This is a genomic window from Bacillus sp. AFS031507 (genome assembly GCF_002584635.1).
Taxonomy (GTDB): Bacteria; Bacillota; Bacilli; order Bacillales; family Cytobacillaceae; genus Neobacillus.
The window spans coordinates 67,815-85,273 of the sequence record NZ_NUOW01000016.1 but is presented as its reverse complement, the minus strand read 5'-3'; the positions used below and the strand labels follow the sequence as shown (position 1 = coordinate 85,273).

Here is a 17,459-nt window from a genome sequence, read left to right as displayed (position 1 = left end):
AATAAAGTAGAGGAGTGATAGAGTGGATACTTTTTCGCATATTGTTATAGGGTTTGGCATTGGTGCTCTTGCTCAAATCGACCCTGCCGTATCATCTAATCAGACCCTATCACAGGCGGTCATGTTAGGGGTGGTAATAGGTTCAAATGCTCCTGATTTTGATATCATTTACAGATTAAAAGGAAAAGGTAGCTATTTCAGGAATCACAGAGGCCTGTCACATTCCCTTCCAGCTCTTCCTTTATGGGGATTACTGGTTTCAGGCTTACTTTACCCACTCTTCCCCGTTTCAGAATTTCTTCCTCTCTTTTTATGGACGTTCTTAGCAGTAATTCTTCATGTCTTTTTTGATTTATTCAATGTCCATGGAACGCAAATCCTTCTGCCTTTTTCCCAAAAATGGATTGCCTTTGACGCTATCCCATTATTGGACCCTTACATTTTAACACTCCATTTTCTAGGGTTTGGATTACTCTTTTTCTACCAGGCAGGGATTATCTTTTTAATCATTTATGTATTCATATTTTTATACCTTGCTGTTCGAACTCTGTCAGCATTATTAACCAAAAGGCACCTACAGCAACATTTTATTAGAGCTGACCGTATAAAACTAATCCCGCGCATCACCCTATTTAAATGGGATATTTTTATCGAGACGAGGGAGGACTTTTTATTTGGAGTTTATTCAGATAATACACTCGACATAGAACATACTCTTGTCAAAAATATTGACTTTCCAGTATTGGTTTCTGAGAGTACAAATGACGAGTCCGTGTCAGACTTTCTTGCCAGTACATCGTTCGCTTATCCTTTTGTTGCTGTTAGAAAAAACGGCTACTTTGTTTATTGGAAGGACCTTCGTTTTCGTACCAAAAAATTCTTCCCGTCCCTTGCCATCCTGTTTATTTCCTCTGATTTCAAAAGAAAGAGTAGCTATATAGGCAAGGTAAGCTCTTTAAAACAATACAAAAAAGTGCTTCGCAGCTTAACGAATTCCTCGTCATCAATCAAATAAAAGTTTATAAAAAATGACCACGGTTCAAATACCGCGGTCATCTTTTAATATAGGGGGACGCATTTATTTCTTAGCTGCATCTTACCTGAACGATTCGGAGGTCAACGAAACAATAACGTTTGCATAAAATAAGGAATCCCTCCGTGAAGGGATTCCAAGCTAACTACATTACTTCCTTCTCTTTCCTAATGGTAGGAGAAGCAACGGTGATCCCTGTTGTCTCTTCAAAATTAAATAGGCTAGTTGGGATATCGGTAAAACGCTCTAATTCATTGTACGCAGGAATACCGTGATAAGACATATCTAAGCCCTCGTCTTCTTCTCGTTCTGTTGCTCGGAAACCCACTGTCTTTGAGCATACTTTCGCAATAAAAGTTCCAGCAATTAGCCCCCAGACAATGACCACTACCGCACCCAGTAATTGCACCTTTAAAAGCGATAAATCACCAGTCGTTAAAAATCCATGTGACCGATCAAATAATCCAACAGCAATCGTTCCAAACACACCCCCGAAACCGTGAACTGCCACGGCCCCCACAGGATCATCCACCTTTAAATAATCGACTAACAGAGTAGCATAAATAACGAGCAAGCCACTTAAAGCTCCAATCAAGATTGCACTCCATTCAGAAACATAAGCACATCCTGCCGTTATTGCTACCAAACCAGCTAATACACCATTTATCGTCATACTCGGATCGGCTTTTCCGAACTTTCGCATCGTCAAAAAGAGAGCTGCTGACCCGCCACTTGCTCCAGCTAACATTGTATTAATGGCAATAGGCGCTAGAGCTGAGCTAGAGGCATCTAATGTACTTCCTGCATTAAAAGCAAACCATCCGAACCACAAAATAAATGCTCCTGCTGAAGCTAACGGAATGTTACTTGGGGCAAACACATTAACGCTGCCATCCGAATTAAACCTACCTTTTCTCGGTCCCAGTAGCTTCGCCATAGCCAAAGCAGTAAACCCACCGAGTGCATGAATAGCCGCTGAACCCGCAAAATCCTCCATTCCTAACTTCGCCAGCCATCCTTCACTGTTCCAAATCCAATGTCCAGAAAGAGGATAGATAATCATACAAATGAGCGCAGCAGTGACTACATAGGCTTTAAAATTCATCCGTTCTGCTACTGCACCCGAAATAATTGAGACACACGCCACAGCAAACCCCATTTGAAAAAGAACAAAAGCAACACTTGGCAATTCAATAGAAAGTACAATTTTATCAGGACTTCCAAAAAGGCTGGTCCCAATGAACCCAAAGGCATCTTTTCCAAACATTACCCCAAATCCGATGATCCAAAACGCTAAAGCTCCAATGGTTAAGTCAACAAAAATTTTCATCGTAACATTAACCGCATTTTTCGTTCGGACAAATCCAGCTTCCAGTAAACTAAATCCGCCTTCCATAAACAAGACCATGGCTGCAGCAAGGACGACCCACACAGTATTTATATACATTAACTCCATATGATCACCCCTTATCATTCGCTAAATCATCAATATCATAGTCAATTGTCCCAGTCCGAATGTTATAAGCTTCTAGAATTGGATAAATATATATTTTACCGTCTCCATCTTCACCGGTCTGGGCAGAATGAACGATGGTTTGGATTGTGGACTCTACCAAATAGTCCGAAAGAACAATTTCCATTTTTACTTTTGGATGGAGTGTCACTTGATAATTTTTTCCGCGATACACACCTTGCGTATCTTTTTGTTTCCCTCTTCCAACCACCTGAGAAACAGTAAAACCTGTAATTCCTAGTTTTTTCAAACCCTTAATCGTATCTGTGAGCCTCTCCGGTCGAATGATTGCCTCAATCTTTTTCAAAGAAACAGCCCCTCATGTTATATTTCCTAACATCAATATGTTAAAATATATAACAGCCAGGTATTCTCCGTCAATATTAATTTTTGGAAATCGGAAAATTCTAAAATAATCAAGCCAATATCTCTTGCTCACTTGATTTTTATACTTCACAAACACAAAAACACACGGGCTATTTGATGCCTGTGTGTTTTAAAACTCTTTCAATCATTAATTGGGAAAGTAAATCTACTTCGTAGGTCTCAATAAAAAAAATCTTCCTTACTGCTAGGAAGATTTTCACTTTATTTAAAATAGAGATCATAGTCCTCATCGTTTTTAAATTCGATTGGTCCAACATCCATTTTGAATGTACCATCTGGAAATAAAAGTGGTGAAGCCTCTGAATGGTCTTTAGAGTATCGTTCGACATGTGCAACATTCATTGCACCAGGATGAGTAAAATCAATTTGGGCTATCGCTACCCAGTAGGCATTGTCATTACGCTCGAGCAGCGGGGCGACCACGACATTCCCCCTATGGTTATCCACAACCGCCTTAGCTCTCATAGAATAGAAACTTCCAACCCCATTCCCGACAGCACTATAGGCCGCAAATAATACATAGGCTAACTCATCTGTTTTATAGATTTCAATCGTCTCTTTCCCAAACTGTTGCGCATCACCGTCTAATTTAATATATGGAAAATGATTGGAAGTACCTAAATCACGGTAATATACCTTACCCGTCCTTCCATTTTTCATGACATAATAGCAGTAAAGATCAAGGTCTTTATTAGTTTCCCACTCTAAGCGTGCAGTGACTCGTTGTGACTTTTTAATATTTACTGTTTGTTTTTTCTTTAATTCAATTTTAGCAAGATTAACAATTGGAACGGTTGGTTCTTGTGCAATAACGGGCTGCTGAGTTTTTAATGGAGTTTCTGGTATATGTACAGATGATACTGAGGCTACCGGTTCTTCTTCCACTTCGACACCGAATGAATTGCATAATGCCGGAAGCCCCCCAAAATAGCCAGCCCCAACTGAGTTGAATTTCCATTGACCCGAATGTTGATATAGATCACCAATAACGATCGCCGTCTCATCTGAAAATGCATTAGGCACTAGGAATCGTATGATTTCTGAACCTGTTTGTGGATCAGAAATTCTCAGGTTAATATCAGTAACTTGTCGGAAGGATTGATTGGGTGAATAGATTGTCAGCGAAAAAACGACTTTTTGGATTTCCGCCGGAATTTTTCTAAAAAGAATCTGGAAGGGTTGGCGGGGAATGTTTTCGCCTTCTAATCTTGTTACCGCTCCACATACTGAGGAAGGTTGTCCGTAAAAAACAAAATCCTCATCATTCCTTACCTTTCCGTTTCCCGTCAATAAAAAGGCAGAGGCATCAATATCAATATTTGCCGATGTATTCCAGCTCAGCTCCACGATCACTTTTGCTAAATGTGGGTTTGTCTTTGTTACATCGGCTTTTTGCCCTTTAACTACAGAGAGTGACATCAAAAGACCTACTTTCTATTTAAAGAAATATTCCTAGCACATTTATTATTATGAAAAATGATTGATATTATTGGTTGTTTTAAAAGGGAAATGCGAACTAATGATTCCCCTTAGATGCCGTTAATTCCCTTATTTTAACAATCCATTCTTTGAAACTTCCATATTCACTTGAGCCAAAGCCAAAGTACGACTTTATGAATTGGATGGTTTCGCTTTCTTGATCATGAAAAACTCCGTCTGAATAGATGAGTTGAAGGAGTTCGGTTAAGACGATGTTTTTTGAGCGTTCATTCTTAAATACTTTAAGGATTTCCCCAATTTCGAGACCCTTTATTTTATAATCCTCAAGTCCCATTTCCTTTTGGTACCTGATAAGTACGGAATTCTCAAATATAGATATTTTTCCATCAATTTTGGCAATCAGAGCAGCAAGTTCAAGAAACGCCTTCCTCTCCTCTGGCTGAAGTTCTGCTAGGAACATTCCTTCACATCTCCTTTAAGGGTTTGTTCTAAGTATACGAAAAAAGTAGGAGAAAGTTTCAAATTGTTGTTTCTCCATTGAATAATTACATCCATACTACATATACTACTCTTTGTGTTCAGGAGGTGAAGATCATGCCAAATCAACAAAACGACCAGCAAAAAGGGAAATCCAATCCTAATCAACAAGGTTCAGGGTCACAGTATCACAAAGAGCATGCGAGCAATGTTCCAGATTACGGAGCAAACACGGTCGACCCTAATGCATTTACTAATACCACTGAAAACAATGAACAGTAATTATGAATTTTTTAGACGCCCTATTGTGGCGTTTTTATTTTTTACCACCCTTTAATTCACTTTTTAGTGATTCAAGGATCTCCTTAATCTTTTTTAAATCTTTCATATTTGCTCGCTTCATCATTGGAGCCATAAACGGTGCAAATACTTTTGAAAAACCGGTTGGATTTCCTTTGTTCCTTAAGGTCATTCGTGTTTGATTGCCTTCTAACGCTTCCCAAGTATAGGTCGTTTCCATTGGAAAAGGTCCCTGTGCGGTCTTCATAACCAGCTTTTTTTCTGGAATAAACTCTGTAATTTCATAGATATAGGCAAGTTCTCTCCCGAGGAATTGTGCTTTAAAGGCCACTCTTGAACCCAAGGTTAATGGTTTTTCGGTTTGCCATTCGGCTGATTGAATATTTACATACCATTCTGGGGCGTTGTCAGGATTGGCTGCATATTTTGAGACTTGCACAACTGGGCGTTCGATAATTATTTCTGTAAAAACATCAACCACATGTTTGACCTCCGTAACCTTCAACTTTTAGGATCTATTTTTTTCTTCTTTTTTTGAGCAACGTACCAAGCAAGTAATTCCATCTCTCGGTAGGGGATAGTTAATTCTCCTCCAGTTTACATTTAGTTAAATATTACCACAATCATTTTTCCTTTAGTCGTGCCCATTTTAAATAGGTTCCATTACCCAAGATTTTGTTCATCTTAATCTTAGAGGATGGAAGTTTGTACTACTTAAGTGGTATAGTTAGATAATACAGTTAATTTCAATTCGGCTTCCCCATTTGGAAAACTTTGCTTTCAAAAGTTCAAAATAGCCTACTTTTCAACAATGTAAAGTAGAGAATCGACTAGAGGTGTAACCATGAAACAAGAAATTGGATTTGTTCAAAGAGAAGTTTTAAAAGAAAAGCCTGATTTTGCTTCACTTGGTTTTGGTAAGTATTTTAGCGATTATATGTTTGTTATGGATTATCAACATGAAATCGGATGGTATGATCCGAGAATTACTCCATACGAGCCATTAACACTCGATCCTTCTGCGATGGTTTTTCACTATGGACAAGCAATCTTTGAGGGGATGAAAGCCTATAAGGCAGCAGATGGAACGATCCAGCTCTTCCGCCCTGAAAAAAACATGAGGCGATTGAATGATTCATGCGAAAGACTGTGCATTCCCCAAATTGATGAGGATTTCTTATTAAATGCCATTAAACAATTGATTTTAACAGAAAAGGATTGGATTCCTGATGGAGAAGGGACTTCTCTATACATTCGTCCGTTTATTTTCTCAACCGAACCTTATCTTGGAGTTCGTCCTGCGAAACAATATAAATTGCTAGTCATTCTCTCTCCATCGGGTGCATATTATGGTGACCAATTAAGTCCTGTGAAGATTTATGTGGAAGAACAGTATGTTCGGGCGGTTATTGGCGGAGTGGGCCATGTGAAGACTGCTGGAAATTATGCGGCTAGTCTGAAAGCACAGGAAAAAGCCGATGAAAATGGATTTGCTCAAATCCTCTGGCTTGATGCAAAAGAGAAGAAATATGTCGAAGAAGTTGGCAGCATGAATATCTTCTTCAAGATCAATGGCGAAGTGGTAACACCAAGATTAAATGGAAGCATTTTACCAGGTGTTACCCGTGATTCGGTTATTGAATTACTAAAATATTGGAATATTCCTGTACGCGAAGAGAAAATTTCAATTGAAGAGGTTTTTGCAGCACATGCGCGCGGCGAGCTTGAAGAAGTTTTTGGTGCAGGAACAGCTGCTGTTATTTCCCCTGTTGGCGAGTTAACTTGGAATGACCAAGCGATTACAATAAATGACCATCAAATCGGTGAACTCTCTCAGCGCCTCTATGATGAAATGACCGGAATCCAACTTGGAAAAAAAGAAGATCCATTTAACTGGACAGTGAAAGTTGCCCAGGTGGAAGTTTAAGAATAAAAACCGGGCACAGCCCGGTTCTTTTTTGTCTACTGAATTTACCGCTTCACGGACATCAGTCAATTCCTCTAGTTACCACCAAACTGTTTTTTCCCTCTTCAAGGGCACTATACGCTTCCTATGATTACCGCTGAACCTTTTTTCCACTGTCTCGGGCTCTATACGCTTCCTACGATTACCGCCAAACCGTTTTTTTCACCTTCTCGGGCACCATACGCTTCCTGTCCTTACTACCGAACCAATTTTGGCGGACAGTGCCATTCACTGTTCGCTTATTTTTTTTGAAAAAGTGAAATTACTCTCTTTAAAGTGTTGAAAAATATCTTTATTACACAAAATACTTAGGAGAGGAGACATGAAATGGAATTTTTTCTACTTACACTTTTATTACTCGCTGTTATCGGCTTATCTAGTTTCATCCATCATTTTATGCCATACATACCAGTGCCGCTGGTTCAAATTGCACTAGGGGTTTTACTTGCGGCACTCCCAATAGGAATTCATATCCCGATGGAGCCGGAATTGTTCTTCGTTCTATTTATCGCTCCCCTGCTTTTTCATGATGGAAAAAATGTTTCACGGCACGCATTATGGAAATTACGGAAACCAATCCTATTGCTAGCTCTTGGGCTTGTGTTTGTCACCGTATTCGCAATTGGATACTTAATCTATTGGCTCATCCCGTCGATTCCATTGCCTGCTGCTTTTGCGTTAGCGGCCATCCTTTCTCCTACTGATGTCGTTGCCGTGAGTGCCATTTCAAGCAGGGTAAAGATACCGCAAACAATTATGCATGTCCTTGAAGGAGAAGGGCTCATGAATGATGCCTCCGGTTTAGTAGCGTTTAAATTTGCCGTAGCCGCCACCGTGACGGGCGTTTTTTCATTGGCTGAGGCAAGCTGGAGCTTTTTAGTTATTTCCATTGGAGGTCTAGTAGGTGGTGCCATTCTTGCCGTCCTTATTATCCAATTGAAAATTTTTATTCGACGGCTGGGGATGGAGGATGTAACGATTCACATGCTCATCCAACTCCTCACCCCTTTTGTGATTTTTTACCTGGTTGAGCATTTCCATCTCTCTGGCATTTTATCTGTCGTAGCCGCAGGCATTGTTCATACCATCTATCGCGATCGTGACCAATCCCCTGCAATGCAATTGCAAGTGGTTTCTCAAAGTACCTGGACCGTACTTATCTATATTCTAAACGGATTGGTATTTGTGCTGTTGGGCTTACAAATACCAAGTGTCATTAGTGAAATTTTTCAAGACCCATTGTTTAATAATTGGGAAGTGAGTAAGTATATTTTCATCATTTCTGTTTCACTTTTCGTCCTTCGCTTCTTGTGGATCGGGGCTGCCTGGCATTGGGGCTGGCTGAAAAAGCAAATCCAAATGCCTTCGATGAGAGCGATTGGCATCATTACGATCTCAGGTGTACGAGGGGCTGTTACGCTAGCCGGTGCATTTACGATTCCCTATGTACTGGCGGATGGAAGTCCCTTTCCTCAGCGCTCTTTATTTATCTTTATTGCTGCTGGGGTGATACTTGTAACACTAGTAGCAGCAAGCATTTTCTTGCCGATTCTCGCCAAACCGGATAAAGGAAATACGGATAAACTTAAGGAGGAAATGGAACAGGTTGCTATGCTCCGGACAATTGACTCCGCGATTCGTTCGATTCGAGAATTGATGAATGATGAAAATCGTGGAGCAGCTGTCTCCGTTATTTCAGCATACACTCAAATTCGGAATCGCCTTACTAATGTAAGTGATGAAAACTCCGAGCGACTGAAATTAGTAGAAAATGAAATTCGGATGAAGGCCCTTGATGCCGAAGCCATCTACATCGAAAAATTGAAAAAAGAGGGACAAATTGACCGTGAAATGACTTATATGTCTGAAGAACATATCCATCGGATGAGGCTCGCGGTTACAAACCGAATCCACTACCGTAGGTTATTTATTTGGACCTTGGTTAAAAGAAGTTTGTACCAGGTTGTTCATCTTTTTCTGCCAAATAACAAAGAACGGCTTAAACATCGCCAAGCACAAATAAAAAAGATCATCCGACTAAAAGTAAACATGGCGAAAGCAGCTATTCAGTATTTGAAGAATCAAATGACTTCTGAAAATGCCAATATTTATTTAGTCATTATCGGAGAATATAGCGAATTGATCATGAAATTAAAACTAGCCAAAAAAGGCGCAGATTCTACTCACTACACACAATTACAAAGAGAATTACGAGTAAAAGCATTTCAAGCAGAAAGAGATGAAATTCAAAACTTGTACGAAGAAGGTGAAATCACTATTGATGTCACCCGGAAAATTCGTAAGCAGATCAATATACGGGAAGCTTATTGGATAGAAGAAAGTAGTTTGCATTCTCATTAACTGTACAGAACATATGCTAAGGCGGCAGGAACCATATCCCTGCCGCCTCTTTCCTTGGAAAACAAAAATTATCCACCTAATCCGGAGTAATAATCTCCAGCTTTCCTTCCTCATCGGTTACCGCGATCAACTTTTCTGCATAGAGATAAGGAGAATCAAACCTGTCGTACTTTTTGAAATCAACATAGCTATTATTGGCAGTCGATACCGGGAAGAATGCGAACAATTTCAGTCACTATTCGCCAATCTACCATATTTCCTTTTTTTGATATTGTTCTCTAAAAATGACTTCTTCGTGAGGAAAACAACACCTAAGGTAAAAAAGTGACAGGCACCACGTATGGACAAATGTCCTTTTGTGGTGCCTGTCACTTCTTTGTGTGGATAAGTATATTATGTGAAATAACAAGTAAACTGGCTTGATGCCTATTCTTTATCAATGGGTGAAATAATATTGTCCTTGTATGTATCAACATAAATATTACCATTAGCAGCCAGAACAGCATAAACTACCTCTTTTTTGCTTAATTTACGTTTATCTAATTCTAATTGCAACCATTTATGTGAAAGATTATTTTGTTTTAGATTTTGCTCCATCACTTCTCCATCCATTATTAGTTCAATAGCTAGCCTTTGTTCTTGCATTTCCGGAATCATTAAATCTTGTCTTGTAACGTACCGATATTGCGGTTTCTTTAATACGGTTAATGTTCCATTTGTCTCTATAATTGCATATAGAACCTCTTCAATATTAAATATATCTTTTTCTCTTAATTGTTGGTTTAAATAATCTAAAGTATAGCGCATCTTCCTCATGTTATTTTCTAATATTTTTCCATTTTGTAAAACGATCGTTGGATCTCCTGCAAAAAATTTTCTACCTCGTTTACTTTTTAGTGAAATTACCGCTGTCAAGAATACCACAGCAACAAATATGCTAAATGAAAGTAGAGTAAGATGAAATGTTATAGAAGTATTAAAGGCTAAGTTTGCTGCAATTGCTCCCATTGTAATGGAAGCAATAAAATCAAACATGGTCATTTTAGAGATAGTTTGTTTGCCTAATATCCGCGCACCGATAAGTAAAAGGCCAAAGGAAGTGATTGACCTAAGAATTACTTCATATTGCTCAGGCATATTCACACCCCTTTCAAACCTGTTTTTATTATTTTATCTTTTACTTGTTAGCTTTAGAAAATTCTTTTTTAGAGTGAATGAATATTTATAGAACCGCAATTAATTCGTTATTTTTACCTTTATCACGTTTGCTTTCGTTTTAACATTGGTAAGAAGAGGATGTTTCACTTTTAATAGTATCATCAACTTCTTGCCAAAGATGTATTAACTCCAAAAGAATTAACGCCGCAGATTCTTTATTCATTGGTTGAGAAAATTACTCGTAATCATGATGGCAGGGTCCATATTCAATACACCTTCGATAATCCGTTACAAGAAACATAAAAAGGCAATCCCCAAAGGGATTGCCTTTCTTAAAAATGAGCTGCGACACACACTCCAGGTGTCCAGAGTGTATGTGGCAACACATGGGGTGTTGGTGAGGTTTTTATAAAAGCAATTATTTTAAGAGAATCCATCTGTACGTATGTTATGCTGCAGAACAAGGATTTTCGCTAAACAGTGTTCGATTTATTGTTAGATATCATCACTTTTTGGGCAGAAGATAGAAAAGCGAAAGGGCGGTCGTTTCGGGTGCCTAATGAGATAATTGCTTCCTCAACACTTGGCATCGTATCATGGTGGTTACAAGAAGGGACACCTTATAGTCCAAGTTACTTTGCACAACAGATCTTTCCGATGTACAAATAAAACTGCCCATCATAATAAAAGGTCAACCAGGAATGTCCTTTTCCTGACCATATTAGTAACCAAAGGTAACTTAATTCTGAATAGTAAAAACTCGGGTAGCTAACCCAAGTTTTTTAAAATTAATACATCCTTTGGTTCAATTTCTATTTCATTTTCTAAAATCTCGCCATTAAATAGATCAGTGTATGAGTTTTTTCCAAGTGATACCTTTTGTAAAATATTGCTGTGGTTTAATATAAATATATATTCATTATTTTCCTTCACTCTTCTAGTTATCTCTACCTCTGCGTCAGTTTTAAATATAGGTTTAATATTCTTTTCTCCGCAATATTTTTCAATTAATACTTTTATTAAATTGTCCTCTGGTTCCGATGCCACATATATAGCCTTTCCACTTCCATAAGAATTCTCTGTTATTGCAGGTAAGCCTTTATAGTAATCTTCTGTGAAGGTTCCTAGTACAATTGCATTTTCATTGTGAACTACTTCACATATTAATTTACATTCAAAGGTTTTCTCATTTTCCTCCAGCTGCTTTTCTACCCTTATTCCATTCTTCAAATCAGGATATAGTGCATCAACCTCTTCTATCCATATACCAAGCAGTTCCTTAAAGGCACCTGGATATCCACCAAGTCTTACAATATCATTTTCATCAACAATGCCACTAAAGAATGTTGTTATGAATGTACCGCCCCTACTTACAAATTTATTAATATTTTCTATAGAGGCATCACTAACCATATATAAAAGAGGAGCTATTACTATTTCATATTTTGATAAATCTGAGGTAGGTTCAACTATGTCTAACGGTATATTTAAATCATATAAGGCTTTATAATATTTCATTATTCTATCAATATATGTTAAATCTACACTAGGTCCACTTGAATATTCAACTCCCCACCAATTAGCCCAATCCATAATTATTGCTACCTTTGATTCAGTTCTAGAATCAATTATTTTATCCTGAAGGCATTGTAATTCCTTGCCTAATTTGCTTAGTTCTTTTCCAATCCGCGTATTTTCATGTCCAACATGAGGGACCATAGCAGCATGAAATTTTTCACAGGCTCCTAGAGATTGCCTCCATTGAAAAAACATTATTCCATCTGCACCGTGGGCTATACATTGATAGCTTAACAGCCTCATTACCCCTGGTCTTTTTTGAGCATTATAGGCTTGCCAATTTTGCTGACTAGGTGTTTGCTCCATTAATAAAAAGGGTTTTCCTTTTTTTAATCCTCTTATCACATCATGTCTAAAAGCAATTACACTTGGATGATCTTTATTTGACGGATAACTATCCCAAGAAGCAACATCACATTGTTCTCCCCACCTAAATAAGTCTAACTCATGGCTTATACTCCATATATTAGTAGTAATAGATGTTTCTTTATGATATTTTCTTATTTCCTGCACTTCTCCATTAAAGCATTCTAACAAACTATTTGACATGAACCTATTGTAATCTATAGCCATCGGCTGAAAATAAGTTCCATCTCTTCCTGCTAAAGCTCCTGGTAAAATCTCTGTTAAAGCAGATGGTACCTCAATTTCATCAAAGTCATATATTGTATGACCCCAAAAGCTTGTATACCAACATTTATTTAAATTTTCTAAAGTTATATATTTATTTTTTAACCATTGTATAAAAGCTTGTCTACAATTTTCACAGTAACAATAGGCACCATATTCATTGTTAACATGCCATAACACAATTGCTGGGTTATTTTTATAATGTTCAGCCATTTTTTCAGCTATAGTACTTGACAATCTCTTATAGTTGGAACTATTTGGACAAAAATTCACCCTTCCACCATGTTTACGTTTGCGACCATAAATATCCGTTCTTGTAATATCCGGATATTTTTTACTCATCCAAGCTGGCTGCGCTGCAGTTGGTGTAGCCATGTTTATGAAAATACCATTTTCATATAGAAGATTTACTATTTTATCTAACCATGAAAAATCAAATTCCTCTTCACTTGGCTGCAATTTAGCCCATGAAAATACAGGGAGAGTTACAACATTTACTCCATGAACCTTCATCTGTCTTATGTCTTCTCTCCAAACTTCTTCATCCCATTGATCCGGATTATAATCCGCACCATAAAAAAAGCCTTTAATTTTATCATTAATCATTGAAATATCGCTCCTTATAGCTCCATACAAATCCATTTTATTTCATAAGGTTTTAGTGAAAGCTTAACAGCACTATTTTTATCTCTGTAAACTTCTGTTTCCTGTACTTTATCTGAATTATTTATAATTGCCACATTGCCTGTTTGCAGGTATGCTGCACACTCAGTATTGCTGTTTGAAGTATACCAAGTGAACATTTCCTCCTCTTTAGCTGCTGCCCAATATAAAGCTCTTAATAAAATTCTTACGTTTTCTGGTGTATAAGGAAGTCCTGATATATACACTGCTCTACCCTTGCCAAATTCGTTCACAGCAAGATTTATATCTCCATTATCCATTGAAAGAATCTGTGTGCTATCGCTAACCCTATATACATACTTCATTCCTTCGCCAAAATCTATCTTTGACTTTTGATCTTGTAATATAAAGTGGGTCTCCTCTTGCGCCTTATCATGTCTAGTATAACTTAATGTATAGCCCATTTCTCTATCCACACCTAGTATATCTGAGAGCTGGAAGTACTTACCTTGATGCTGATATGCAGTTGGTTCACCTATTCCAATGAATCCGCCTCCATTATGTACCCATTCTCTTAACTTACCTGTTACTTCATCATCTACCCAATACTTATCTCCTGACCATGCTGTGCCAGCATCACCAGCATTTATAATTACACCTATATCTTCCGGTATGCCCTTTTTCTTTATATCTTCAAAGCTCATAAATACCACATCAACTGGCATACCGCTTAAACATTCTATTACCCCTACATAAGAATATATTTTCTTATACCATAAAGCATGTGCCACCATATTAGTCTGCCAGCTTCTAAGCTTTCCCCAAGCATTTAACACAGCTACTTTAAATTTGGCAGTATAAGCTTTGGTTCCTTCCATCTTGTAATGGATTTCTCTAAACTCATTAGTGATTTCTTCTATCTTCTCTACAAACTCTGGAAACTTTAGCGCAAGACTCAAGTATCCACCATAACCCATTCTTTCCACTGGCTTTCTAAGTATTGCACGCCTTGCTTGTACCCAATTTTCTACTGCTTCCTTTGTTGGGTTTCCACCTTCATAAAAGGTATCTGGAAAGAAATATGGTAGAAATCTTCCTTCTGAATATTTTACGTGAGGAATATCGGAAATTAATCTTAAAGTAGCTCCGCTTCCCACAGAGCCTACCACTGAATCTAGTCCAATGTTTCCAAAATAATCTCCATAAGGTTCTGTTCCAATCCAGTTATCACCTAAAAACATCATTGCTTCTTTTCCATAGCTATGACATAAATCAACACATTTTTTAGCATTTTCAGCTACAAAGCCTTGAACAAAATCAATCCAATCTAAAAATTCCTTAGAAGGTACTCTAAAGGGGGAATTATAATATCCTTCATCAACGAAAGCTTCTGCTCTTAGCCTGTAGCCTTTTACCTTTTCAAATTCATCCATGGCCTTTGGACTTACACTAGCACTGTATCCAAACCAATCAACAAACTTTTCCTTTGCTTTGTCATTATAAGCTATTGTGAAGTGGTAAAAAAATGTAGTAAATCTAACAACATCTACACTGGGATTCTCTTTAAGCCAATTATCTAAATAGCTAAAGATATGCTCCCTGGTTTCTTCATGGATTGCATCATAAGGCATCTCCGGTGCTGTAGTCCAATTATTTGTTAGATGATTATACATTTGAGTTGTATCCCAAACTTGATATGCTAAAAAACTCACAGTATATCTATGCCACTTTTTAGCATTGTTGATTACAACCTTTTGAGTGTTGCAATCAAACTCCCAGTGGTTCACATCTAACAACTCGCCACTAGTTCTATCTATAACCTCCCAATATCTTTTAATATCATGGTCCTTATCTATTTCAAATTGTTTATTAAAGTATCCATCTAAAAGGTCTATTTCTAACACCTCGTTTGCAGCGGTATTATGATTAGACATTAAATACTGCATTTGCAGTTGATCTCTATGGGAATAGGCCCACTGTTGATCATTTCTAACAGTTAAATAGGTTGTGTATACCTTTACTGCCATATCCATTAATTCCTTTGATAGTATAGTACCATCACTATTTCTAATGGCATCTGCTCCCCATTTTTCTATAATTCTCTTAACCTCATTATCAATTCCTGTTTCCGCCGGTAAAGTAAATCTACCTTTTCTTAATTCTTCTATCACTGCCTTTTCCTCCTTTTACTCGGAACACTGGATTTTCACTACAACACACTATTCCTTCACAGCACCTGCTGCTATTCCACTAAAAATATATTTCTGGAATATAAAGTAGATTAATAGAGTTGGAATCATAACTATAACCGCTGCTGCACTTAGCATTGGAATAGAAGAAGTTCTAGGATCTTGTATACAATTTAAAAGTAAAGTACTTAAAGTTCTATGCTCCACTCCGGGCATATATAAAAATGGTATATACATGTCATTTAAAACATCAACAGCTTTAAGTATGCCTAAAGTAGCTGTTGCAGGAATCACCATAGGAAAAATTATTCGCCAGTAAATTGTAAAATATGATGCTCCATCCATCATGGCACTTTCATCTACTGAAACCGGTATCTGCTGTAAAAACTGATTATAAATGTATATTTGCATTAAATCTGCACCGGCATATATGAGTATAGGTGCTAAAAGAGTGTCATATACATGAATATTAGTCATTAATCCAAATCTTGATATTTCAGTAACAATACCTGGTATTATTAATCCAACTAGGAATATAGCAAAATATGCTTTTTTTAACTTGAAATCAAATCTAGTTAAACAATATGCAACCATAGTGCTAAGTATAGAATTTATAACAACTGCAGCTACAACCAATATCATGGAATTTTTAAATCCAATAAACACATTTGCACTTTTAAGAACCTCTTTATAATTTTCAAAATTAAGACTAGTAGGTGGTTTAAGTGCTGATTCTGAACCAATCTGAGGTAAGCTTTTAAATGATGCAAAAACTGTAATTAGTATTGGCAAAATTACTATAGCTGATATAAATATAAATAGTAGTATTTTTAGTACTCCACCTCCACTGACAGATCTCCTTGTAATATTAATAGTGGTTTCCTTTTTTATTTCTAAGTTAGCTTCCATTTTCTCACCCCTTTAAGTTAAATAATTTTTTTTGAATAATGGAGAAAATTATTATTATTATCATCAATACAATTGCCATTGCACAGGCTAATCCAAAATTTTGATATTGAAAGGCTGTATTTATTGTTTGTAATGTAAAAGTTTCGCTAGCATGATTGGGACCACCGCTAGTCATAACATAAGGAATATCAAATATCTGCAAGGCTCCTCGCACGTTCAAAAATAATACTATTTCAACAACAGGCTTTATATTTGGTAATACAATGTGATAAAACTGTTTAAAGGTGCTTGCTCCATCAATAATAGATGCTTCAATCATGTCCGTTGGAAGGGATTGAAATGCCGCTAAAAAAAGTATTATATGGATACCAGAAAATTTCCATATAGAAACTCCAGTAAGAGAATAATTAACAATTTCCGGGTCGCTAAGCCATCCTATTTTATTCAAATGAAAAAACTGGAGCATACTATTTAACACTCCATCTTGTGAGCTAAAAAGAAAGATAAACATACATGCAACTGCAACTGTGTTAATTATATAGGGTAAAAATGTAATAGTTTTGAACATCTTACTGCATCTCACTCTATTGTCTAATAAAAATGCTAAAAATAATTCAATAGGTATAAAAAGCAAATGCCCCGCAAAATATACAGCGTTATTTTTTAGCGATACCCATACCTCCGGTGAATCAAATATTATTTTCTTGAAATTTTTTAATCCTACAAAGGTTTTTGTAGGATTCAGTCCATCCCAGCTTGTAAAGCTTAATGCTACTAGATTTATTATTGGGTATATCATAAATAAACTTATTAAAATAGTGGGAATAAATAAAAATGTAACTAGCACTATGTTCTTCTGCATCTTTAACTCAATATTTTTAAACATAACCCGCC

General features: G+C 37.1%; 16 protein-coding genes. 5 read left to right on the top strand and 11 right to left on the bottom strand.

Annotation, left to right across the window (positions count from 1 at the left end; all coding sequences use genetic code 11):
- Nucleotides 1-22: 22 nt before the first annotated feature.
- Entirely contained in the window at nt 23-1,015 is a 993-nt protein-coding gene (locus tag COE25_RS17240) for a metal-dependent hydrolase (protein ID WP_098933458.1), read from the top strand.
- 163 nt (nt 1,016-1,178) lie between these two features.
- On the opposite strand, the gene COE25_RS17235 is transcribed toward COE25_RS17240, so the two are convergent.
- From COE25_RS17235 to COE25_RS17220, 4 genes are all read right to left on the bottom strand, one after another.
- Nucleotides 1,179-2,489, bottom strand: a complete 1,311-nt coding sequence (locus COE25_RS17235) for an ammonium transporter (protein WP_098933457.1) — start codon at nt 2,487-2,489, stop codon at nt 1,179-1,181.
- Nucleotides 2,490-2,493: 4 nt separating this feature from the next.
- Complete coding sequence (locus tag COE25_RS17230; RefSeq protein ID WP_088085309.1) at nt 2,494-2,853, bottom strand: P-II family nitrogen regulator; 360 nt, start codon at nt 2,851-2,853, stop codon at nt 2,494-2,496.
- 281 nt (nt 2,854-3,134) lie between these two features.
- Nucleotides 3,135-4,352, bottom strand: coding sequence for a TerD family protein (locus COE25_RS17225; protein ID WP_098933456.1), 1,218 nt, complete (start codon nt 4,350-4,352; stop codon nt 3,135-3,137).
- Between the two features lie 97 nt (nt 4,353-4,449).
- Nucleotides 4,450-4,833 carry a hypothetical protein gene (locus tag COE25_RS17220; protein WP_098933455.1) on the bottom strand — a complete coding sequence of 128 codons (384 nt, stop codon included), beginning with the start codon at nt 4,831-4,833 and terminating at the stop codon, nt 4,450-4,452.
- A 134-nt stretch (nt 4,834-4,967) separates the two neighbouring features.
- Here COE25_RS17220 and COE25_RS30825 point away from each other — a divergent pair, with 134 nt between their 5' ends.
- A complete protein-coding gene (locus COE25_RS30825) occupies nt 4,968-5,132 on the top strand; it encodes a hypothetical protein (RefSeq protein ID WP_179195699.1) in 165 nt (54 codons plus the stop codon).
- Between the two features lie 34 nt (nt 5,133-5,166).
- Here the strand turns inward: COE25_RS30825 and COE25_RS17215 are convergent, their stop codons facing one another.
- The gene (locus COE25_RS17215; RefSeq protein WP_098933454.1) at nt 5,167-5,631 is read right to left on the bottom strand and encodes an SRPBCC family protein; all 465 of its coding nucleotides are present in this window, start codon (nt 5,629-5,631) and stop codon (nt 5,167-5,169) included.
- 363 nt (nt 5,632-5,994) lie between these two features.
- Between COE25_RS17215 and COE25_RS17210 the strand changes: the two genes are divergently transcribed.
- On the top strand, nt 5,995-7,077 hold the full coding sequence (locus tag COE25_RS17210) for a branched-chain amino acid aminotransferase (protein WP_088085306.1): 1,083 nt from the start codon (nt 5,995-5,997) through the stop codon (nt 7,075-7,077).
- Between the two features lie 366 nt (nt 7,078-7,443).
- Nucleotides 7,444-9,477, top strand: coding sequence for a Na+/H+ antiporter (locus COE25_RS17205; RefSeq protein ID WP_098933453.1), 2,034 nt, complete (start codon nt 7,444-7,446; stop codon nt 9,475-9,477).
- A gap of 76 nt (nt 9,478-9,553) precedes the next feature.
- Here the strand turns inward: COE25_RS17205 and COE25_RS30820 are convergent, their stop codons facing one another.
- A complete protein-coding gene (locus tag COE25_RS30820) occupies nt 9,554-9,703 on the bottom strand; it encodes a hypothetical protein (protein WP_180247527.1) in 150 nt (49 codons plus the stop codon).
- Between the two features lie 200 nt (nt 9,704-9,903).
- The gene (locus COE25_RS17200; protein ID WP_098933452.1) at nt 9,904-10,614 is read right to left on the bottom strand and encodes a DUF421 domain-containing protein; all 711 of its coding nucleotides are present in this window, start codon (nt 10,612-10,614) and stop codon (nt 9,904-9,906) included.
- 501 nt (nt 10,615-11,115) lie between these two features.
- Here COE25_RS17200 and COE25_RS17195 point away from each other — a divergent pair.
- Nucleotides 11,116-11,304, top strand: coding sequence for a TetR-like C-terminal domain-containing protein (locus COE25_RS17195; RefSeq protein ID WP_180247526.1), 189 nt, complete (start codon nt 11,116-11,118; stop codon nt 11,302-11,304).
- 99 nt (nt 11,305-11,403) lie between these two features.
- Here the strand turns inward: COE25_RS17195 and COE25_RS17190 are convergent, their stop codons facing one another.
- Genes COE25_RS17190 through COE25_RS17175 form a run of 4 tightly spaced genes read right to left on the bottom strand, consistent with a single transcriptional unit; the run spans nt 11,404 to nt 17,451 of the window.
- A complete protein-coding gene (locus COE25_RS17190; RefSeq protein ID WP_098933451.1) occupies nt 11,404-13,449 on the bottom strand; it encodes a beta-galactosidase in 2,046 nt (681 codons plus the stop codon).
- Between the two features lie 14 nt (nt 13,450-13,463).
- A complete protein-coding gene (gene gnpA, locus COE25_RS17185; protein ID WP_257208866.1) occupies nt 13,464-15,638 on the bottom strand; it encodes a 1,3-beta-galactosyl-N-acetylhexosamine phosphorylase in 2,175 nt (724 codons plus the stop codon).
- Nucleotides 15,639-15,686: 48 nt separating this feature from the next.
- The gene (locus COE25_RS17180; RefSeq protein ID WP_098933450.1) at nt 15,687-16,565 is read right to left on the bottom strand and encodes a carbohydrate ABC transporter permease; all 879 of its coding nucleotides are present in this window, start codon (nt 16,563-16,565) and stop codon (nt 15,687-15,689) included.
- 4 nt (nt 16,566-16,569) lie between these two features.
- Entirely contained in the window at nt 16,570-17,451 is an 882-nt protein-coding gene (locus tag COE25_RS17175) for a carbohydrate ABC transporter permease (RefSeq protein WP_098933449.1), read from the bottom strand.
- Between the last annotated feature and the right edge of the window lie 8 nt (nt 17,452-17,459).